Source organism: Halobacillus amylolyticus (assembly GCF_022921115.1).
In the GTDB taxonomy this organism is placed as follows: domain Bacteria; phylum Bacillota; class Bacilli; order Bacillales; family Halobacillaceae; genus Halobacillus_A; species Halobacillus_A amylolyticus.
Genome location: NZ_CP095075.1, coordinates 3,206,787 through 3,227,803 on the forward strand (window position 1 = coordinate 3,206,787; position 21,017 = coordinate 3,227,803).

General features: G+C 41.8%; 25 protein-coding genes. 15 read left to right on the plus strand and 10 right to left on the minus strand.

Features of this window, described 5'->3' with window-relative positions:
* Positions 1-14: 14 nt before the first annotated feature.
* The gene (locus MUO15_RS16410; RefSeq protein ID WP_245030894.1) at positions 15-2,141 is read right to left on the minus strand and encodes an immune inhibitor A domain-containing protein; all 2,127 of its coding nucleotides are present in this window, start codon (positions 2,139-2,141) and stop codon (positions 15-17) included.
* A 264-nt stretch (positions 2,142-2,405) separates the two neighbouring features.
* Here MUO15_RS16410 and MUO15_RS16415 point away from each other — a divergent pair, with 264 nt between their 5' ends.
* The 6 genes from MUO15_RS16415 (at position 2,406) to MUO15_RS16435 (ending at position 7,709) form a co-directional block, all read left to right on the plus strand.
* Positions 2,406-4,043: an ABC1 kinase family protein gene (locus MUO15_RS16415; RefSeq protein WP_245030896.1), complete on the plus strand. Its 1,638-nt coding sequence runs from the start codon at positions 2,406-2,408 to the stop codon at positions 4,041-4,043.
* Positions 4,044-4,157: 114 nt separating this feature from the next.
* Positions 4,158-4,349: a hypothetical protein gene (locus MUO15_RS16420; protein ID WP_245030898.1), complete on the plus strand. Its 192-nt coding sequence runs from the start codon at positions 4,158-4,160 to the stop codon at positions 4,347-4,349.
* A 154-nt stretch (positions 4,350-4,503) separates the two neighbouring features.
* Complete coding sequence (gene coxB / locus MUO15_RS16425; RefSeq protein ID WP_245030900.1) at positions 4,504-5,199, plus strand: cytochrome c oxidase subunit II; 696 nt, start codon at positions 4,504-4,506, stop codon at positions 5,197-5,199.
* Positions 5,200-5,227: 28 nt separating this feature from the next.
* The gene (gene ctaD, locus MUO15_RS16430) at positions 5,228-7,000 is read left to right on the plus strand and encodes a cytochrome c oxidase subunit I (protein ID WP_245030902.1); all 1,773 of its coding nucleotides are present in this window, start codon (positions 5,228-5,230) and stop codon (positions 6,998-7,000) included.
* A 2-nt stretch (positions 7,001-7,002) separates the two neighbouring features.
* Entirely contained in the window at positions 7,003-7,137 is a 135-nt protein-coding gene (locus MUO15_RS21730) for a hypothetical protein (RefSeq protein ID WP_256464142.1), read from the plus strand.
* A complete protein-coding gene (locus tag MUO15_RS16435) occupies positions 7,134-7,709 on the plus strand; it encodes a cytochrome c oxidase subunit 3 (protein WP_245030904.1) in 576 nt (191 codons plus the stop codon). Before MUO15_RS21730 ends, MUO15_RS16435 begins: the two co-directional genes overlap by 4 nt.
* A gap of 182 nt (positions 7,710-7,891) precedes the next feature.
* Here the strand turns inward: MUO15_RS16435 and MUO15_RS16440 are convergent, their stop codons facing one another.
* From MUO15_RS16440 to MUO15_RS16455, 4 genes are all read right to left on the minus strand, one after another.
* Positions 7,892-9,127, minus strand: coding sequence for a GNAT family N-acetyltransferase (locus tag MUO15_RS16440; protein ID WP_245030906.1), 1,236 nt, complete (start codon positions 9,125-9,127; stop codon positions 7,892-7,894).
* Between the two features lie 280 nt (positions 9,128-9,407).
* Positions 9,408-10,319 (minus strand): IS3 family transposase, encoded by a 912-nt coding sequence (locus MUO15_RS16445; protein ID WP_245030908.1) that lies wholly within the window; start codon positions 10,317-10,319, stop codon positions 9,408-9,410.
* Entirely contained in the window at positions 10,319-10,624 is a 306-nt protein-coding gene (locus tag MUO15_RS16450) for a transposase (RefSeq protein WP_245029473.1), read from the minus strand. The genes MUO15_RS16445 and MUO15_RS16450 overlap by 1 nt, the downstream gene beginning before the upstream one ends.
* A 182-nt stretch (positions 10,625-10,806) precedes the next feature.
* Positions 10,807-11,523 (minus strand): YwaF family protein, encoded by a 717-nt coding sequence (locus tag MUO15_RS16455; RefSeq protein ID WP_245030910.1) that lies wholly within the window; start codon positions 11,521-11,523, stop codon positions 10,807-10,809.
* A gap of 383 nt (positions 11,524-11,906) precedes the next feature.
* On the opposite strand from MUO15_RS16455, the gene MUO15_RS16465 reads away from it, so the two are divergent.
* Entirely contained in the window at positions 11,907-13,244 is a 1,338-nt protein-coding gene (locus tag MUO15_RS16465) for a sodium-dependent transporter (protein WP_245030913.1), read from the plus strand.
* A gap of 107 nt (positions 13,245-13,351) precedes the next feature.
* Here MUO15_RS16465 and MUO15_RS16470 read toward each other — a convergent pair whose 3' ends face one another.
* A complete protein-coding gene (locus MUO15_RS16470; protein WP_245030915.1) occupies positions 13,352-13,591 on the minus strand; it encodes a hypothetical protein in 240 nt (79 codons plus the stop codon).
* A 234-nt stretch (positions 13,592-13,825) separates the two neighbouring features.
* Between MUO15_RS16470 and MUO15_RS16475 the strand changes: the two genes are divergently transcribed.
* Together MUO15_RS16475 and MUO15_RS16480 are read left to right on the plus strand one after the other, a co-directional pair.
* Positions 13,826-14,125 carry a YwdI family protein gene (locus tag MUO15_RS16475; protein WP_245030917.1) on the plus strand — a complete coding sequence of 100 codons (300 nt, stop codon included), beginning with the start codon at positions 13,826-13,828 and terminating at the stop codon, positions 14,123-14,125.
* 12 nt (positions 14,126-14,137) lie between these two features.
* Positions 14,138-14,506, plus strand: coding sequence for a DUF423 domain-containing protein (locus MUO15_RS16480; RefSeq protein WP_245030919.1), 369 nt, complete (start codon positions 14,138-14,140; stop codon positions 14,504-14,506).
* On the opposite strand, the gene MUO15_RS16485 is transcribed toward MUO15_RS16480, so the two are convergent.
* The 3 genes from MUO15_RS16485 to MUO15_RS16495 all read right to left on the minus strand — a co-directional run bounded on the left by MUO15_RS16485 (position 14,503) and on the right by MUO15_RS16495 (position 15,796).
* Positions 14,503-14,751 carry a hypothetical protein gene (locus tag MUO15_RS16485; RefSeq protein WP_245030921.1) on the minus strand — a complete coding sequence of 83 codons (249 nt, stop codon included), beginning with the start codon at positions 14,749-14,751 and terminating at the stop codon, positions 14,503-14,505. The two genes, MUO15_RS16480 and MUO15_RS16485, sit on opposite strands and share 4 nt — an antisense overlap.
* Positions 14,752-14,819: 68 nt before the next feature.
* Positions 14,820-15,353: a spore coat protein GerQ gene (gene gerQ / locus MUO15_RS16490; RefSeq protein ID WP_396266258.1), complete on the minus strand. Its 534-nt coding sequence runs from the start codon at positions 15,351-15,353 to the stop codon at positions 14,820-14,822.
* A 20-nt stretch (positions 15,354-15,373) separates the two neighbouring features.
* Positions 15,374-15,796, minus strand: a complete 423-nt coding sequence (locus MUO15_RS16495) for a cell wall hydrolase (protein WP_245030923.1) — start codon at positions 15,794-15,796, stop codon at positions 15,374-15,376.
* 144 nt (positions 15,797-15,940) lie between these two features.
* Here MUO15_RS16495 and MUO15_RS16500 point away from each other — a divergent pair, with 144 nt between their 5' ends.
* Entirely contained in the window at positions 15,941-16,606 is a 666-nt protein-coding gene (locus MUO15_RS16500; protein WP_245030925.1) for a response regulator transcription factor, read from the plus strand.
* Positions 16,603-17,961 carry a sensor histidine kinase gene (locus MUO15_RS16505; protein ID WP_245030932.1) on the plus strand — a complete coding sequence of 453 codons (1,359 nt, stop codon included), beginning with the start codon at positions 16,603-16,605 and terminating at the stop codon, positions 17,959-17,961. Before MUO15_RS16500 ends, MUO15_RS16505 begins: the two co-directional genes overlap by 4 nt.
* 12 nt (positions 17,962-17,973) lie before the next feature.
* Here the strand turns inward: MUO15_RS16505 and MUO15_RS16510 are convergent, their stop codons facing one another.
* Entirely contained in the window at positions 17,974-18,471 is a 498-nt protein-coding gene (locus MUO15_RS16510) for a DUF1648 domain-containing protein (RefSeq protein WP_245030934.1), read from the minus strand.
* Between the two features lie 134 nt (positions 18,472-18,605).
* Between MUO15_RS16510 and MUO15_RS16515 the strand changes: the two genes are divergently transcribed.
* From MUO15_RS16515 to MUO15_RS16530, 4 genes are read left to right on the plus strand one after another with little or no spacing between them, the layout of a single operon-like run.
* The gene (locus tag MUO15_RS16515; RefSeq protein ID WP_245030936.1) at positions 18,606-19,541 is read left to right on the plus strand and encodes an ABC transporter ATP-binding protein; all 936 of its coding nucleotides are present in this window, start codon (positions 18,606-18,608) and stop codon (positions 19,539-19,541) included.
* Entirely contained in the window at positions 19,519-20,223 is a 705-nt protein-coding gene (locus MUO15_RS16520; RefSeq protein ID WP_245030938.1) for an ABC transporter permease, read from the plus strand. The genes MUO15_RS16515 and MUO15_RS16520 overlap by 23 nt, the downstream gene beginning before the upstream one ends.
* Positions 20,223-20,660 (plus strand): ABC transporter permease, encoded by a 438-nt coding sequence (locus MUO15_RS16525; protein WP_245030940.1) that lies wholly within the window; start codon positions 20,223-20,225, stop codon positions 20,658-20,660. The genes MUO15_RS16520 and MUO15_RS16525 overlap by 1 nt, the downstream gene beginning before the upstream one ends.
* Complete coding sequence (locus MUO15_RS16530; protein WP_245030942.1) at positions 20,657-20,944, plus strand: ABC transporter permease; 288 nt, start codon at positions 20,657-20,659, stop codon at positions 20,942-20,944. The genes MUO15_RS16525 and MUO15_RS16530 overlap by 4 nt, the downstream gene beginning before the upstream one ends.
* Positions 20,945-21,017: the final 73 nt, after the last annotated feature.

The window sequence follows — 21,017 nt, forward strand, 5'->3', positions numbered from 1 at the left end:
ACGGATGAAAAAAGTTAGTTTTTCTTAGGTCCTTTCCCGTTATTCTCTTTGAACTCAACTTCATATTCAAAAGGAACAGGAATTGTGCTATCTAGTGGTGCAGCATAATACGTAGTCATGTACGTTTTTCCTTTTCTAAAGGCTTGTTGAAGTTCCAATGCTTCCTCGTCGGTCACGTTGAATGGATCAACTTCAATGACTTGGAATTTACCATTGTTCTTCTCTTTGATGAACGTCACACCATAGTTTACGTATTCCTCTTTCAGCTGAGCTTCAGACATAAAGTCCTCTGTGCTCGTTCCATCGTAGCTAAGTCCGATTTCAGGGATGGAAATATCATCAATGAACCAGCCTGAATCATTATAGCCCCAATCCGTAAGATAACGGAAGGAGATTAGCACTTCTTCTCCAGCATATTCAGATAGATCAAACGCTTCTTTTTGGAAATCTTCATAGTGTCCTGTGAACCCAGGAACATTTTCTTTAATCGTAGGATAACCATTTTCAACGACATCTGACCGGGTATTTTCGTTCTCTAACGATGTCCACGTTTCCCCATTATCTGTGGAAACTTGAACCATTCCGAAATCCCATCTTTCTTCAATATCGATGAAGTTATCAAATGTAAGTGTAGCCTCATTAACGCCGGTAAGATCAGCATCGAAAATCATCTTGTTATCGAGTTCATTCCCTTTACCAGCCCAGTACACTTGATCATCACTGCCTAGTGGGTCTTGGACGGACTCCCATTGTAGTGGAAGGAAGTCGATCCCGTTAAACTTGAAGTTCTCAACATTTTGGTTTGGTGCGAAATTAAACTCTTTAAAATCCGTACCCCATGCAGGGACACCGTCTTTTTCATACGTTTTTGCCTTTTCAAAATTCACGGTAAAGCCGCGTTCGCTGCCATCTTCTACTGGAATTTCACGTAAATCGATGTTCTCGAAACCATATTTCCCGCCTTTAAACTTGTCATCGTCGACGACAAGGGCAGTGGAGAAATCCTGGTACACTTCATTGAAGGTTACATTTAGACCAAAGTCTTTATAGGCTTGCTCAAAACTAGCAATACTGTTCTCCTCATCAACAGCTACATGGCGAATGAACTCTTGTCCGAATCTTTCATAGTTATAGACGGTAAACAGTTGCACTAAGGCATAGTCAGCAATCGTTTCGGGCCCAGTGGCTGCATTTACATGCTCGTCCCAGCTTGTTAAGGAGTTTTCAGGGTGGTCAAGCAAGAAGTTGATACTATTTGTTCCAAGACCATATCCACCAAGAAATTCTGAAAACGTGGACATTCCTTCATTCAACCATGTTGTTTCATCACCGTCATTGTCAGCGTGAATTAAGTGCTGCAGTTCGTGAATTGTGGTTGCGAAAAATGTACTTTCTAGTCTTTCTTCCCAATCGGCGGAATCGATGGAAATAATGTTACGGTCCGTATAATTTTCGAGTGTTTGCCAGAAGAATCCTGCGACGAAAAATGGATAATCTGGGTTGTTAAAGTTTTCATCAGGAATATTACTGACATGAATCATGACTTTGTCGCCATCACCTTCGTAATATCCTTCAGGGACAAGACCCAAATCCTCAAGTTGGGCATTTGTTCCGTCAAGTGAATCAGGCATGCCAAAGAAATCAGTAGCTTTTGGATAAATGTTAGAGTCAAATTCAGCAGCCATCTTGTTCACTTGTTCTTGGGTCACCACATGTGGATCACGTGGGTCACCTTCACCAAAGGATAGGTCATTGGCTACCCAGATCTCTACATGCTCACCAACACTGCGTAACGTGTACTCTTGGAATGCTAAGTTACGGTCAAGAAATAACTTGGTTTCCCCTTCCTCGTATGTAGAGGTAGAATTATCCTCATTAGATTCTGAGGACTTAGCTTCATTAAAATTAACCTCTTCAGCAGCTTCTTTTATTTCCTTAACTGCTTTCTTTTGAAACTCTTCACTTTGTGATTTCTTTTCAAGCATTCCATCAATATCAACCCGATCCCCATACCGCTCAACGTTCCAGTTGCTGTAATCAGCGCTTGAATCGGCATTTGCACTTACACCCGATGCTGTAGGTGCAAGCAAAGAAAGCGATAACGCGCCGACCGACAGTAAAGCTGTCATCTTATTCTTCATGTAGAAGTACCTCCCCCAATTATTTAGTCCCCTTAGAACCATCTTCTATTATAAAGGCAGAGTGAATAATTTTCAAAAAATTTAGAATAGTAAATTAGGATGATATTTACGACAAAAGAATCAGAAGTCATCATTCGAAAGTCCCTTTTGAACTCGAAGCGTTGCATATATTGTCGAATGAGAAGCCAACTCTTTTTAAGGTTGATGAATTTCTAATAAGGGTAAAGAAGACAACATACAACCTATAGGAAATGGGGGAGGGGAATGAACAGCCAGTTGAAATACATATCGCTTTACCGTATCACAGTAATCGTTTGGATGGCAGTGAAATTTTTATTGCAAATTTTTTGGTTTCATAAAATACATCGTATATGGGATCAAGATACAAAAGATAAGTGGAAAGAGTTGCTTGAAAAACAGGCATGGGAATATAGAAGGAAAGCCATTGAACTTGGCGGGCTGCTGATTAAGTTTGGGCAATTTCTTAGTTCGAGGGCAGACCTGCTTCCACGTTTATTTATTAAGGAGCTTGAAGGATTAGTTGATCGAGTCGAGCCTACTCCATTCCATTACTCCGAGCAGATGATAGAGCAAGCGTGGGGAGGTCCTATTGATGAACAGCTCAAATCAATTGATAAGACACCGGTAGCTTCCGCATCCATCGGGGATGTGTACCGTGCCGTATTACATGATGGAACCCCTGTAGCAATCAAAGTCCAGCGCTATCGCGTGAACGAGATTTTTAAAGTCGATTTCAAAGCATTACGGATGGTCTTCTTTATTATAAGAACATTTACGAGATATGGAAAAAAGGCTGACTTACCGGCCTTGTATAAAGAGGTCGTCACAGTCATTACGAATGAACTGGATTTCACTCTTGAGCTTTCAAATGCCAATCGTTTTAAAAGAAGATTTAAAGATTTCCCTTCTGTTTACATTCCCGACTACTACAAAGAAATATCCACCAAACGTGTTCTCGTAATGGAATGGATTGAAGGAGCGAAAATAACGGATCTAGCTTTTATGAAGAAACATCAGATCAGTCCAGAGAAAGTAGCCAAAACTTTGTTTGAACTATGTGTCGAGCAATATTTATTTTCAGGGATGTTCCATTCAGATCCCCACTCGGGAAATTTAATGATCCGATCTGATGGAACAATTGTAGTCATTGATTTTGGTATGGTTGGTGTGATGAAACAGACAGAGGCGGATTCTATTCGATCAATGGTGCAAGGGTTTATTTTAGAGGATTACGATCGTGTGATTCGTGCACTGATTGAAATGGATTTTTTACTAGCGGATGCAGATATTGAACGTGTGAAAAAGTTAATTAAGCAAACAACTGATTTATATTTAGAGGGCGGTTTCGGAAAACTGGATGCGAATAAAATGAATGACATCATGGATGAACTGCAATCTTTTATTAAGGAACAGCCGATCCAACTTCCAGCAGACTATGCTTTTCTAGGAAGGGCAACATCGATTGTTGTGGGGGTATTAATGGCCATTTATCCGCAGGTCGATTTAGTAGATTGGGGCAGACCCGTGCTTAAACGGTGGATGTCAGGGGAAAGTTCACGTGCTTCCTTTTATAAAGAGATTATCAGTGAATCAGCTAAGCCCCTTCTTTCACTTCCACGAGCATTGATTCGCTATTTAGAGGATGGCAACAAGCAAAGGGAGTGGGAGCGTACTCAACATCAGAAGAAACTTTTTCATCAGTTTTATTTGTTTTACGGGATGATGGCTTTTTTACTCATGACGTCAGGGGGAGTTTCGGCCCTTTATGCAATGGTCCGTGACATTCGTCTATTTTTAACAATGGGGATCGTTCTTTGTGGACTAGGTGTTATAGGAATGCTTGTTGTGGGAATCAGTCACATTCGTATGATAAAAAAATAGTAAACACAACAATGAGGAGGAGTAAAAAGTGAGAAGTTTATTAAGACAAGGTTTTTACCTCGGGTTAGGTGCAGCTGGAAGTGGGAAAGAGAAGTTTGAAAAAAGGTAAATGAAATGGTAGTCGTCAAAGGTGATGTAAATCCCACTGAAGCAAAGGATATCTTAAATGACTGGGTAACAAAAGGTGAACAAACAAACGAGGAGTGGAATGAACAATCCCAAGCAAGAATACAAAGACAATTGAAGAAGCTTGGATTTGTAACGAGAGAAGAATATGAACAATTAGAAGAAGGCTTGAACGTCTAGAAAAGCGGGATAACTAAAGTGGGTGTTTTTTCTACGGGTACTAAGTCATGATAGGAATCCTACATGTTTTAGCTGTTGATATATGGGAAATGGTTATAACAAAGATAGGTTTGAGGGTGAGAGGGAAAAAATAAAACAGTAAAGGTTGAGTGGTATGAAGAAATTATTTCCTTTGCTTACACTTGTTTTGCTGAGCGGTTGTAATTTACGAGTCTTAGACCCAGCTAGTGATTCGGCGGAAAAAATAACCGATTTGATTTATGTAAGTTTCGCGATCATGATGCTCGTATTGGCGGTCGTTTTCGTTTTATTTGTTTTGTTCATAAGGAAGTATAAAGAAAGACCAGAAACGTCTGACTACATACCAAAGGAAAAAAAAGAAAATAAGCTGCTTGAAGTGACCTGGACGGTTATTCCTTTTCTTTTGCTAGCTATCTTGGCTGTACCGACTGTCAAAGCGACTTATGATATTACAAGCAAAATGTCTGATTTGAGTGAAAGCGAGCCAGAGGAGGCGGTGGTCGTTGATGTGGAAGCGAAGCAATTTCGCTGGGAATTCACCTATGAGAATGGGAAAACAACGATTAATGAACTTGTCTTACCTAAGGATCAAAAAGTTACATTTCGGCTAACATCAACGGACGTGATCCATTCTTTTTGGATTCCACGTTTAGCAGGCAAAATGGATGTGCGGCCAAATAAGGAAAACAGGCTTTCCTTTGTCCCGCGTGTCACTGGAACTTTTCAGGGGAAATGTGCTGAATTCTGTGGTACCGGACACGCGAATATGCGCTTTGAAACAAAAGTAGTGACTCAAGAGGAGTTTGAGAGCTGGTTGGCAACAGAGTGATAGTATCGTGAATAGAGGTGAATAGACTATGAATCTACCATTGATTGGACAAGTACCTTCTGATGTGGTGGCAGCATGGATTTTTTCAATATTGGGTGGTATTGTACTCTTTTTATGGGTGACGAAGAAACAAAAATGGCCTGTCGTATTCGAATATATGAGAACAACCCACCATCGTAAAATTGGAACGATGTATATCTTGTTTGCGATTGTCTTTTTCTTTAGAGCCGGGATAGATGCTTTGTTTATAAGAACACAACTATCTGTGCCAAATAACGATTTCTGGGTATTTCAAGGCGATAAATACAATGAGGTTTTTACAACCCATGGAACGATTATGATCTTTTTCGTGGCCATGCCGCTGCTGATCGGTTTAATGAATGTCGCTGTACCGCTGCAAATCGGAGCTAATGATTTAGCCTTTCCCTACTTAAATGCCGTAAGCTTTTGGCTATTTCTTGCGGGCGGAATTATTTTCAATATGTCCTTTTTCTTTAATGCAGCACCTAACGCAGGGTGGACAGCCTATGCCCCGCTATCTACCGATACCTATTCACCAGGACCGAACATCAATTACTACATATTTGGGTTGCAAGTATCGGGACTTGGAACAATATTTACAGCGATTAACATGATTGTAACCATCGCCCGTTTAAAAGCCCCAGGGCTGAAATTAGCACGTATGCCGCTATTCTCATGGTCAACACTTGTGACATCCTTTCTCATTCTTATCGCGTTTCCTGTTTTAGCCATCGCTTTATTGTTGTTAACCTTTGACCGATTTTATGGGACATCCTTCTTCGGAGGGGAGATGGGATCACCTGTCTATTGGCAGCATTTGTTCTGGATATTCGGCCATCCGGAAGTTTATATTCTCGTACTGCCGGCCTTTGGTATATTTTCTGACGTGATTTCAACCTTTTCTAGACAAAGAGTCTATGGTTACACATCAATGGTGATCGCCCTGGCCCTGATTGGTTTACTCGGCTTTATGGTTTGGGCCCATCACATGTTCACAGTCGGACTCGGTCCGCTTGCGAACTCTGTCTTCGCCATTACAACTATGCTGATTGCGATTCCTACAGGGATCAAGGTATTTAACTGGTTATTTACGATGCGAGGCGGTGTCGTAAGAATAAAAACCCCGATGTTGTTTGCGCTCGGCTTTATCCCGACCTTCGTCATGGGTGGGGTAACAGGAGTAATGCTCGCTGTAGCTGCAGCCGATTACCAGTATCACGACTCTTATTTTGTCGTTGCCCATTTTCACTATACGATGGTTGGAGGTACGATCTTAGGGGCCTTTGCCGGAATTTATTATTGGTATCCGAAAATGACCGGGAAAGTTCTTGATGAAACACTTGGACGCTGGCATTTTTGGCTATTCGTTATCGGTTTTCACCTTACCTTCCTGCCGCAGCATTTCGCAGGACTGAACGGAATGCCGCGTCGTGTTTATACCTACACATGGGAGGATGGCCTGTTTGTTTTTAACTTCATAAGTACCATTGGAGCGTTTTTAATGGGGATAAGTATGCTATTCGTCATCTGGAATCTTTATAAAACCCATCGATTTGGTAAAAAGGCTGAAGGCGATCCATGGGACGGGCGGACCCTTGAATGGTCAGTGGACTCCCCGGCCCCTGAGCATCCCTTTAATCCGATGCCTAAAGTCAAGACAATCGATTCCTTTTGGTACAGCAAAATAGGGAAGGCGAAGCTTGAAGATGCAGAAGAACCGAGACCGTCCCCCCGATTGCCGTTGAGAGCTATCAGCCTGTCACGCTGGCGGGAATTATGATCGTGCTTAGTATTGCTTTTGTCTACAATTGGATTTGGCTGCAAGTGATTTTTGGCATCACCGTTTTCATCTTTTTTATTGTCCGTTCGTTAACGGATGAACGGAAAACAGCCTACAGAGAGGAGGCGGAGAAATGAGCCAGTCAGCGTCTCAGACTTTATTTGGTGATAAACGGTTAGGTTTCTTCATTTATTTAGGAGTAGAGGCTGTCATGTTTGCGACATTGTTTGCCACCTATATTATTTTTACTCCTGCTTCACAAGGGGCCGCTCCTTCAGAAGTATTTGAGCTGCGTTCTGTTGTATTGGCATCCGTATTTCTACTGTCCAGCAGTGGGACATTGCTCATCGCGGAAAAAGGCTTAGAAAATGGGGATCGAATGAAGATATGGATGGGGCTGATCACAACGTTTCTGCTCGGTGCCGTGTTTTTGGGATTAGAAATCCATGAATTCTATAAATATGTGCATGAGGGCTATGTCATATCAATGAATAATTTTCTGGCCTCCTTCTATGTTCTCGTCGGGCTGCACGCCTCCCACGTAGCTTTTGGACTTGGCTGGATGATTCTGCTCATGCTTCAATTGAAACGGGATCTACCTAAGGCGTTATTTGAGGAAAAACAAAAGATATTCAGTTACTATTGGCATTTCGTTGATTTTATTTGGGTCATGATCATTATCTTCGTATATGCACCTTATTTCTTTTAGCATCAAAAAAGCGACTAGTCTTAAGCAAGCTAGTCGCCTTTCTTTGGAAAAATCAAGGATTGGGTAGAATCAAGCTCGTTTTGGGCAGAATCAAGCGATTTTGGTCAGAATCAATGAATTTCAGTTATAATTCTTTCCATTTTAGTCAGAATCCTTTTTAAAGAGGGAAGAATAATCTCGCACTAAAAGAAGGACCAGTTTTCTGGTTTTTGTGGCGAGTCAAAAAGCCGCTTCACTTGTCCGGCCTGACCTTCTGACCCTTTTATCTCAGCTCTTTTATAACGTGAAAGGGTAGATAAGGACACACACCCCATTAAAAGAGAAGAGAGGTCGGCAATCCCGATAGCGACACGGACCCCATCGCCAAGGTCATCACACATTTGAGGTTTTCCTTGTTCAAAACGGTAGGAATAAGTTGTCGGCTCCGTATCCGTAAGGGTGTCTTCCACATCGAAATGCACCGTAACCGTTTCAGAACCAAAAGAGTGTTCACTGATGTATTTCATGAATAGGGGAAGGTCGACGATGCGATACATCACACCTGTTCCTCGTTTATGTGTTTCATGATACAAACGGAAGATAAGATCCTCGGTAACGTTTCTCGGATCATCCAATAAAAAAGCCAGCGAGTCATCATATGTCGGAAACACGATGGATCGTACTTGATCCTTTTGGTTATGAAGAAAATTAATAAGAGATTGAAAGGCTTCATCTGTCCGTGTGAACCAGTCGGTAACATGCAGGTCGTGACGTAAGAAAGTATCACCTGTCTCTCGCTTAAATTGATAGATCATGTAGCCTTCGAGTCTTCCGTTGTTCCGGCAGCCAATTGCATCAGTATGCTCCATAGCCACGTGGCGAAATTCATAGTCATCTTTATTACAGGCGCCGTGGGTTTCTTCGGCCCATTCATTGTAAAAACGTTGGATTTCCTGCTGATTCTCAAGACGGGTCGCTGTGACTACATTTTCAAAATAGGGAAGTTGACCTGGTGAAAATTGGTAGACACTGAGTTGTGGTCCAAATCCGAAACCCATTTTTCGATAAAAGTCTGGACGAAAAGGGTACAAATGGACAAGCGGATAACCTTCATTTTGCGCCTGTTCGATGACGTGTGTGACCATTTGTTTAGCTATGCCTTTTTTCTTATATGGAAGGTCAACGGCAAGTGTACCTAAACCAGCAGATGGAACCGTTTGGCCATATACATTCATTGGAATAGAGTAGTGGATATAGCCTGCAACGAGATTGTTTTCTTCATACACACCTATATGGCTAATTCGATCATATTGATCCATTTTCTCACGATGTTCGGTAGCCTTTTGCTTATCTTCTGCTGTATTCAATCCCATCCCTGGGTAGCAGCGGCTTTGAATATCTGTGAATGAAGCGAAATCTGATAATGCTTTGATTTCCATAAAAAACCTCTCCCTTCTATCTAATATAGTAATCTACTCATGGATGAAAGGAAAGCATGTTCGTCGAGAGACTGAAAAAGTCTGACCCGGAAACAGGTTAGGGAAGAATCTTTTTCAATTAAGGCAGAATCCCAGGAGTTTTGGGCAGAATTGGAGATCTGTCAATATAGTGGACATTCATAGACCGGTATTTGAACCATTCTTTTTCTTCCGCGCGTCCTCTTTCGAGACGCTTGGATGCCTCCGCCTAAAGGAAAGAATCAAAAACCAATTCATTCCTTTAGGCAGAGGACATTTGGTTCTTTTTGAGCTTTTTATCATGGTTCATTTTATAGCTCTTTTCTTTTTCTAACGGAGTTAAATAGTCCAATGTAGAATGGATTCGTTTTTGGTTATAAAAATTGATGTAAAACTGAATGGCTAGTTTGGCTTCTGCTTTTGTCTCATAAACATGTTTGTACAGGTATTCTTTTTTCAGAGAGGCAAAGAAACTCTCTGCACATGCATTGTCGTAGGGGTTTCCCTTCCGACTCATACTTATGGTCGCTCCTGCCTCCTTAAGTGTATCTAAATAAGCCTTAGAACAGTACTGAGAGCCACGATCTGAATGGTGAATCCAACCCGACTTAGGGTTACGAATGGCCAAAGCCTTTTCTAAAGCTTTTAAGCACAGGGTGTGATCCATATGATCGTCTAACTGATAACTTATGATCCGTCGGGAAGCAAGATCAATAACAGGATTCAGATATAAAAAGCCTTCTCCTGTGTGAATATAAGTAATATCAGTAGCCCAAACCTGGTCTGGGGCCTCTGGAAGAAAGTCACGGTTTAAATGGTTTGAGTGAATGGTTTCATCGTGATCAGAGTCTGTCGTATTGATGAACTTTTTAGGTGGTGTGGCATAAAGGTCCAGTTCTCTCATTCGATTCGTCACTTTCTTTTGAGAAACCTCCACCTGATCCACTTCTCGAAGCATAAAGTGGATGCGAGGGCTGCCGTAACACCCATAATTATCATGATAATGGAAGAGGATCCGTTCATCGATATAACGGTTCCAAGCCTCTCTTTCCGTTTCTTCTCTGTCCAGACGATTCAAATAATCATAATAACCAGATTTAGACACACCAAGAACTTGGCACATCCTCGAAATGGTGTGTTCGTGTCGGTGTTCATGAATGAACTTGAACTTCACTACTTTTCCTGATTGAAGATGTGCATGGCCTTTTTTAAAATGTCGACTTCCTCCTGGAGCTCTACGTTACTTTTTTTCTCTTTTTCATACATTTCCTTGTACTCAGAGGCGGTCAACAGTTGATTCTGTGCTTCTTTTTCTTCCTTCTTTTTTTGGTCACGATACTCCGTCTTCCATCTTTTAAGGTTACCGTAGGGAATATCGAGTTTCTGACTAAGGTCCGTCATTTTGTGTCCGTCCAATTCCATTAACTTCACAACATAAAGCTTAAACTCAGGGTCATAATTTCTGTACTTTTGGGTCAATGTGAACACGTCCTTTAATGCTTTGTGATGATTAAAACATGGTTCAATACTAGTGTCCACTTTTTATACTAACTCTAGAATTTCTTTCAATTTGGAAAGAATCCTTTGTGACTTCGTTAGAATTAAATAGATTTTGGACAGAATCTCTCCAGATATGGACAGAAAGATGAAAAAGGGAATGTTCATCTAAGGGAGCTTCCTATACGATAAACCCCTAACATAAGCAAAAAGACGAGCAAAGCAAGTAAAGATAAGTGGACGTAATACCAGCCCCCTTCACCCAAATAATCTAACGGAGTCGCAGCGGCGGGCGGGCCACTAAGATAAAGGTAGTTTGATCCAATCAGCTTATTAACAAACCCAATCAGAATGGAGTAGAGAACAAGATAGCTGTACGTTTCAAATAGGACTCGTCGGTTAATAGAAACATGAGTTGTGACAATCAGAAATAGACTTGCCCATGTAATCGCCATATGATGCAGGAAGAACTTCCAGAAGCGGAAATGCTCATAGCCATGAGGGATATCTGGAGTGATTAGTGCAAGCAGGGCTGGGGCAATTCCAATGAAAAAGTTGATTTGAATAAGTTTTTTGTTGTAAGTGAGCAGTCCAATCATTGCGATCAGGGAAGCGACCCCACACAAATGCAGTGGTAGATGTTCCGCAGGGGAGAATACTTCATTAGCTACCGTCCATACTTGATAGCTGACTTCGCAGGTGACGAGTAGGAAGAATAATACCCACCTTATCCAATCGTGAATGCGTGTTCCTTTTTTAATACGTGAAGAAGACAGCCATAATCCGATCATTCCAATGCTGAATATCACAAGCATGATTAAGTGGGCAGTTCCAAAGGCATGAAAAGGCTGATCGATCCATGGGCCGAACCATTGTTTCATCAATACACATCCTAGTGATTCTAGTTTTGCTGTGCTATGATTCTATTATACAGACGTTATAGAAAGAGGGGTATCATGCGTAAGGTTAACTGTTTCAAATGTAAGCATTTCTTTACTACATGGAATCCGCAGTTTCCCAGGGGATGCAAAGCTTATGGGTTTAAAGGAAAAGAAATGCCTTCTGATCTAGTTTTGAAGACAACGGGAACGAGCTGTATGCAGTTTGAGTCTAAGTCTAGTCCATCCCAAAAACCATACTCATCGCCACATTCACATATAGATATCAGGATGTAAATAAAATGTAATTGCTATTGTTTGTCGTTCTTCATTTAAATGTATGATATGCTGAAAAATATTTAAATAGAATGAAAGGAGATGAAGATATGGCAAGAGAGAAATGGGGGACGAAGCTCGGCTTCATGCTGGCGGCCTTAGGTTCAGCTGTAGGATTAGGTAACATTTGGCGTTTCTCTTTCGTAGCAGGAAATAACGGAGGAGGCGCTTTTTTACTTTTATACATTGCTTTTATTATTGTAATCGGCGTGCCGCTCCTATTAACGGAAGTTAGTATTGGGCGAAAGGCGCAGAGTGATGTAGTCGGCTCCTTTAAAAAGCTTGCCCCAGGTACACCCTGGTTTTTATCTGGATTTTTTGGAGTTATAAGTGCATTTTTAATATTAGGCTTTTATAGTGTTGTCGCGGGCTGGTCGATTTACTACTTCTGGAAGTATGTAACCGGCGAATTTTTCACCCAGCCAGCAGCAGGCTACGCTGCCGTATTCGGTGATTTTACCGCACATGCGTGGCATCCTGTTTTTTGGACGGCTATGTTTATGGCCTTTACGATCTTTGTCGTATTAGGTGGTGTGAATAAAGGTATAGAGTTTATCAACAAACTGTTTATGCCTATTCTTGCAATCATATTAATTGTTCTTGCCTTTTACAGTGTTTCACTTGATGGAGCAGCAGCAGGATTGAAGTTCCTATTTTATCCTGACTGGTCATCTCTCCGTGATCCATCGATCTATTTAGCTGCACTAGGACAGGCATTCTTCTCTCTCAGTCTCGGTATGGGTGCAATGCTGACATATGGCAGTTATTTATCGGGTGAAAATAAACTGCCTGGAGCAACGCTTGGAATCGGGCTTGTGGGAACAAGTTTTGCTGTGATTTCAGGTGTCGTCATTTTTCCGGCAGTATTTGCTTTTGGGATTGACCCAGCATCAGGGCCCAAGCTTGTGTTCATTACGCTCCCCGGAATATTTGAACAAATGCCTTTTGGCGGGATCATTGGAATTGTATTCTTCTTTGCCATTATTATTGCTTCTTTAACGTCATCTGTTTCGATGCTTGAAGTTCCTACCGCGTACTTCATGCGTATCTTTAAATGGTCACGTCAATTTACGACCATTCTCGTCGGTGCAACGATGTTTGTGATTGGAATTGTTGTTTCGTTAGGTTTCGGGGTTTGGTCTGGTATAACACCAATTGGTAATAACAACATTTTAGATTCGATGGACTATGTGGCATCGAATATTCTGCTGCCAATGGGTGGACTTTCCATGGCCTTGTTTGTAGGATGGTATTTTACTAAAGAACAAGCTTTACAAGCAGCTGATATGACGGACTCAGTCTTTGGGGGCGTGTGGTATAAGGTAGTTAAATATATCGCACCGGTTATGATTATACTCATCTTCTGCCAAGCTCTCGGGATTATCTAATAGACGTGGGCAATTTTTATAAAAGAGGAATATGTATGAGATGGCCGTATGATTTTTGTGTAAAATATTTTCTTGCAAAATTTTTCGATTGTTGAAAATGGGTTCCGTTATAAAAAAGGAGAAAGGTGGGGGAAACGACTCGCTTTTCGTGGGCGGGCGCCGAGCCTCCTCGCTTCGCTGCGGGGTCTCGCCAAATCCTGCACCACAGGGAGTCTCTCCGTTTCCCCACCACCTATGATCATTAAAATGAACGGAACCGCTCCTATCAGTTCGTGATAGGTGAGCCTGTGATAAGAAATCACTGTTTTAGGTGTTCCATTCCGGCAATCATTAGTATACATTTTCACTCTTACCTCCTTAACGTTTAGAGTTGTCATACGCACGACTTATAGTAGTGATGGCTGATAGCATGTCATCCCCTTCCCCCTGTCTCTGCTTTTAACAACGGAACTTATTCCAAACCTTTATTTATTTGATTGCCCTCTACAAGACATAAAGAATGGGGGCATGTTAAGATGATAGCGGAGATACTTTAATGTAGTGTCTGAGATACGGAAACATGAAAAAGGAGCAGTCAGATAATGGCTATAACGAATCAAACGATATTAAAAAAGATGTCGAGTGAAATTCAGGAAGCAATGCTGAATCATGGGGATGACCATAAAGTTCGTGAGCATATTCGTGCAGTTAAACTGCTGTCTGATCTCGTATTAGAAGAAGGATCGGATTCCAAGCAGACTACTGCGGGGGCGGTTCAGGAACCGACTGTTGAAGAAATCCGGAAAATGATGGGGGCCGATAAGCCTGTACAAAAAGCACCCAAGCCGGAATCCGGCTTAAACCATGATGAGGCAAATGGGAAGTCGATTTTTGATTTTTAAGGGGTGGAACAAATGAAACTGTTTTTAATACTTGGTGTGCTGAATGGATTTTTATCTGTTGCGCTAGGAGCATTCGGGGCACATGGATTGGAAGGAAAAGTTTCCGAAAAAGGGTTAAGCCAATGGAGTAAAGCAGTAGACTATCAAATGTTCCATACGATGGCACTGCTTGTGACAGGGTTATTAATGAGCAAAATCCAGACCGGTATGATGACGAGTGCGGGATGGTTCTTTTTTATAGGAATCCTACTATTTTCAGGTAGTTTATACATTTATGCACCGACTGGGATTAAGACCTTTGCAATGATTACGCCGCTTGGTGGATTGTCATTTTTGATCGGCTGGATCCTGCTTGGTTACGCTATTATCAAACATATTTAAAAATAGAGAATCGTTACGAAAATGAACAGAACGATAGCACGCAGCAGCTGACTTATGCATGAGATCAGTTGCTGTTTTTTTAATTCAATAAATGCTTCGATGGCTAAGCCGGCTGCTAAAATGTAAAACATAAACAAAATAATCCATTGATGCCCTAGGTTGAATAGAGCAATTATGGCTAGAACAACTGCTACAAGCAATGTCGCCAACTGCAGCTTATAGTATTGTTCATAGGGGTGTTTCATAACATCACCCTCTTTAAAATAGAATGATGCAGGAAACCCACTATGTGATAGTGGGTTTCCTACATTTACTAACGTGGCGGGTACTGGCTCATTCCCTGTGATCCATAGGGATAGCTGTAGTTAATTTCACCTTGGAATGTAATGTAATCTAAGTAAATCATGAGCAGTAAATAACGCTTGCCTGATTCAGGGTCACTTAAGATGATATGGTCACGACCGGCAGCTTCAATGATTCCTCTGAAGACTTGAGCGTTCCACTCTTCATTGTTCTCAAAGGTCATGTAAACCGTTGCTCTTTTACCTTCATTTAAACGTAAAATATTTTCGATGTAGGATTCTTGCATGGGAAGCATTCCTTGAGGGTTGACTCCACCACTTTGCTGAACTTGAGGCATTGGTGGAACTTGCATCCCTCCTTGCTGTCCTTGAGGCATTCCTTGCATTTGTCCCCCTTGCATGTATGGGTTAGCGTTGGCGTTGACGTTACCTCCTTGATTTGATGCTCGTGCGGCTTGATAGTAATGTAAGTAAGGATTTCCTGGATAGTAGGGGTTCGGCTGTTGTTGTGCCCCTTCTTGTTTCCCGGATTGTTCATTAGCCAATGTAATCACTCCTTATATTATTAATAAGCTTTTGGACACTCGGAGCTAAGAGGTGCATAGAAGCAATGTGATTTGTATCTTCCTACGTTCCATTGTCCAAACCACTGGGCTGGGCAGCTCCCTGGCGGCTTGAAAAACCAGAGGGAATTGGAAGCGGGGTGGTATCTGTTACCTTTGATTACCTTACGGGCAAGGGCAATATCCTGCTCACGTGCTCGTTGGTAAAAGTACCCCTTCTGTGTAGCCTCAAATCCTCCTGGGCTTTGAAAAACCATGTCTCTGATTGTGCTAATCTCAGTAAAATCTAGACAATGTACTCTTACACGGTTGACCCCCGTATTTCCAACCATTAACATGCCAAGTTTGCCATCACCTTCAGCCTCAGCCCTCATTAACCTAGCAAGCAGTTTTACACCTTTTTCGGTCTTAGGTATGACAGCCATCCTGTCACCTCGCTTTATACTTCATCAAAAGCTGACTCTTAATCACTATATTCAACTGCCTGTATGTTATGAATGTAAATATTAAAAAAGTGGCGGAGATGGTGTATCATTTACTGTAAGAAAAAGTAAAAGGGAGAGGGAATCATGATGCATATTTTATACCTTGAAGATGATACCGAAATAGGGGAATGGGTCACGCAAAAGCTCACGGAGCGTAACTACAAGACTACATGGCTCACATCGGGGATTGATCTTCCTGAAAATTTCAGCTTGTATGACCTGGTCATATTAGATGTGATGCTTCCGGGGCTCGATGGTTTCTCGATAGGCCGTCGTGTGAAAAGAAATGACTCGACCATTCCAATCATTATGCTTTCAGCCCGAACCTCAATTGATGATAAATTAGAAGGGCTTGAATTCGCTGACGATTACATGACAAAGCCTTTTCATCCGGAGGAATTGATTAAGAGAATCGAGGTGCAGTTAAGAAAGTATGAACGATCTACGGAGCAAACGATCCGAATAGGCCATTTAAATATTGAGCAACATGTCATTATGAATAGAGAAACGAACGAAGAAATTATTTTGACAGGGAAGCAATTTTACATATTCCGTTTTTTCCTTAAGCATTTAAACCAAATCTTAACAAAGGAACAATTATATGAGGGGGTATGGCAGGAGCCTTATCGTGAAGGCGATAAGGTGTTAATGGTCCATATCAGACATTTAAGGGAAAAAGTAGAGAAAGATCCGTCCAATCCCATTATTATTGAAACAATACGCGGAATCGGCTATCGGGTGAGAGCATGAAGAAATGGCTAAAATCGCTGCAAGCAAAATATTTACTCCTTATCTTGCTTGCTTTCCTTGCATTGCCTATATCTTTCCCGTTTGTATCTATGGTTGTCTACCTACCAGCCACCCTTTTGGAAGAACCGAATGAGCCATATGGAAACCATTCGACCTTTGAAGCTAGGTGGAATAAAGAAGCAGATGCCTTAAGCGGGGCGGAAGATGAGCAGGTGAGTGCACGGCTTTATGAACTGTACGAGGAGTTTCCAGATGCATCCATGTTTTGGGTGAACGAACAGGGAGAAACAATGGAAACCGTAAATTATGAGGACTCATTGCCTGAGCAATGGTCATCGTCATACACTGTTCAATTTATGAAAAACAACTATGACAATGATCCGTTTACTGTCGTTTCGTTTATTGGGGAGTCAGAAGAAAATCAAGGTTTCATGGTAGTCCAGCTTGATCGTGAATTCATCGGCCCCCCGATTACACAATTAAGCAGTTTTTACAACTACGTCTTTGGTGCTGTTATCCTCTTGTTTATGAGCGTATTTGTTTTTCTATCATGGCTATTTTTTAAAAAGTTCCATAAGAGGCTTGTAAGATTGCAAGATGCAATGGAACGAAAAGGAGAAGCGGGTATTCCTTTCCCCGTAAAAAGGTCGAACGATGATGAAATCGGTCAACTGGAAGAAAGTTTTAATCATATGATCCATGAGCTCGAAGAAAGTCGGCAGCGCGAGCAACAAGAAGAGAAAATCCGTCGGGAATTGATTGCTAATTTGTCCCATGATTTGCGTACGCCATTGACGACGATCAGAGCAGCATTGAATGGGGTCAGCCCGGAAGTAACAAGTGAACAGGGGCGGAACAAGTTACTGTCCGTCAATAATAAAATCGACTATGTGAGTGAACTGATCGATAATTTATTTTCATTCACCCTTTTGACAGGGAAAAAGTACCCTTATCATCCAGAAAAAATGGAGATGAACCGTTTTATTAGAGAAACAGCTGCACACTGGTATCCAGCGTTAGAAGAGCATGAGATAGAGGTCGATGTGCAAACATTAGATACGCCAATTTATTGGAATGTTGATCCCAAGTGGATGGAGCGCGTGTTTGATAACCTTTTGCAGAATCTTGTGAGGTATGCCTCTGATGGAAGGTATGCTGGATTGGTCGTCACCCATGATACGATAACGGTTGAGGACAACGGTCCAGGGATGGAAAGAACTGCAGATCGGCAGGGGGCAGGAATCGGTTTGTCGATTGTTGAATTAATGACCCGGGAAATGAATGTGAAATTAGCGATAGAAACCAATAAACAAGGTACAAAAGTGAATATCACTAAAAAGGACGCCGATGCTTAAACAGCAGGCGTCCTATTTTAACAGCAGGGAGCGGATAAGGAAGTAGAAAGTCACCCCTAAGGTTCCTCCAAGCGTAATAATCATGGGCCATAATCCTAGACTTTCCTGATAACCGAGGCCGATCTGAATGCTGGCCCAAGTTAAATAAGAGAAGGTTAGAACAATGACGAGTTTTAACATACTCAGCATCAGCACGGCATTTTTATATTGAGCTCCGGCGTTGTTTTCATTTATATTGACGATGTAATTATGCACGTGAGGATATTTTTCAAGCATTGTAAAGGTTACCCAGATGAATAGAGAAATAATAGGAAGAGCCACAACAGACCACTTCCCACCATATCGATCAGGTTCTCCACTTACACTAAAATGAACAGGTATGGTATCGGGGATGCGAGTCCAGACGATAAACAAATAAATAAAGGCAACAACAATGGCGAGAAAGGAAAGCAGGGTAGAGAATTTTTCGAATGTAGAGGCAGGCAATTTAATTCGGGGTTGGTTTTTCATCGTGTGTTAACCTCCTTCATTATAATGTACGGATGAAACTTGTAAAAGGTTTCCTGAAATTTAAACCAAATTTAAACAAACCTTGAGTTTCATTTAAATAAGGGTGTGTAACATGGGTGTAGAGGTGATGAGTGGTGAATGAAACGATTATTCAAACCCATGGATTGTTAAAAACATTTAAACAGGCAAACGCAGTGGACCGTGTGGATATTACGATTAAAAAAGGGGAGATTTACGGATTCCTCGGTCCTAATGGCGCAGGGAAAACAACAACGATCAGAATGCTGCTGGGACTGATGAAGCCAAGTGGCGGAAGTATTCAGGTGTTTAACAAAGATTTAAAGAATCACAAGATTGATATTCTTCGCAAGGTAGGTTCTCTCGTTGAGTCCCCGTCCTACTATGAACATTTAAGTGGTAAAGAAAACCTGGAAACATTGCGAAAGCTTTTGCAAGTACCAAAGGAGCGAATTGACCATGTATTATCTGTTGTTCGTTTGACAAAAGATGCCCACAGGCTTGTGAAAGAATATTCGCTCGGCATGAAGCAGCGTTTAGGCATTGCTTCGGCCTTACTCGGAGATCCAGAATTGCTTATTTTGGATGAGCCAACGAATGGCCTTGATCCTTCCGGGATACATGAGATGAGGGAATTAATCAAATCGATGCCAGAAACGTATGGGATTACCGTGATGATCTCAAGCCATTTACTGAGTGAGATTGATCAGATGGCGACACAAGTTGGAATCATTTCGAAAGGAAGAATGATTTATCAGGATTCAATTGAAAAGTTAAGGAGCAAAGCTCGTCCGCACATTCGTCTGAGGGTAGGGAACGGGGCTGTGGCCAAATCGAAACTGCTTAAATCAGGATATGTGGTTGAGAGTGATGACGATTATATTTATATGGAAGATGGAAGAGATGAATACATTTCGGAACTTGTAGCCACATTGGTAAACCAGCGGATTCCTGTTTATCGCATTGAGGAACAACGCCAGTCTCTCGAGGATATTTTTCTGGATCTGACAAGGGAAGGGAGCGGGTCACATGCTGCCCATTCTGCGAGCTGATTTATTAAAAGTAAAGCGGAAATGGTTTTGGCTGCTTGTGTTCTTAGGGCCATTTGGGGTGATAGCTCTTCAAGGGGTGAACTATGGGGTACGCTATGACTGGATCATGCAGAATTACCCTGATCGATGGGGGACGTTAATTCAGTTCGTCAACATGTTCGTCTGTCCAGCCTTATTGTTAGGAATGGCGATTTTAGCTTCGCAAATCGCCTCGATTGAACATAAGCAAACCTCCTGGAAGCAACTATTAGCATTGCCTGTAAGAAGAAGAGATGTGTTTATTTCAAAATTTTTGATTACCGCAATGATGATCGGATTATCATCTATCTTATTGTTTATCGGAACAATTGTCCTTGGAGTAGTGTTGGGATTTGGCTGGAACTTTCCAATGGTCGCTATCCTGGAAAATAGCTTTTACCCCTTCCTGGCAGGACTTCCGGTTTTGGCCCTGCAGCTTTGGATGTCGATTGCAGCAAAAAATCAGGCTGGACCGCTGGCTATTGGCATTTTCGCTGCTGTTTTCTCAACCTATGCTTATGAAGCACCAGACTGGTTGATTTGGAAATGGCCGCTGATGTTCCCAGGAAAAGATCCACTTCCATTTGTAGGACTCGGCTTGCTAGTTGGATTCTTAATTGTTTTCGTTGGTGTACTTGATTTTAAGAGAAGGGATATTGCCTAATGCTGTTATCATTGCTTTCTTCAGAGTTTTTGAAAATAAGAAAAACGAAAGTCTGGCTGCTGTTATTTGTCAGCCCGATATTAGCAGGGGTTATCGGCTCTACAGCCTCTCCTCCTATGGAAGAAGGGACGAATGGATGGGCTTTTTTATTCATGGTTATGGTGCCAGTACATTCGTTGCTTTTGCTTCCATTAATGGTGAGCGTATTTTCAGGGTTCATCTGTCGGTACGAGCACCAGAATGGAGGATGGAGACGGTTGTTTAGTATGCCCGTTTCTAGGCAGAAAGTCTATGCAGCCAAGTTTTTGATAGTATATGGATTAGTGGTATTAAATCAAATGATGTTTTCCGGGGCCTTTGTTTTAGTGGGGGCGATCAAAGAAATCGGGGAGCTATACCACTTGAACTGGTACTTAAATGCATGGCTGGTGGCTTGATCTCAACACTGCCTTTGATCGCGGTCACTTTATGGTTAGCGATGATTTGGTCAAGCTTCGCAGCACCGTTCACTGTCAATGTTATCCTTACATTGCCTAATATGTTAGTAGCGAACTCAGAAACATTCAGTCCCATTTATCCATGGGTACAGCCATTTATGATGATGATGCCTAAAGGAGGCGTGTTTTCTGTCCCTATCGAATCACTAATAATCGCCATCGGAGCAGGTTTCATCATCTTCTATACCGCAGGAAGCATCAACATCCAAAAACGAACCGTATAAAGGAATAAACTTCCACCTCAGGTCATCCATTTTATGGATGACCTGAGGTGGAAGTAACTGTAAAACAAAAAAC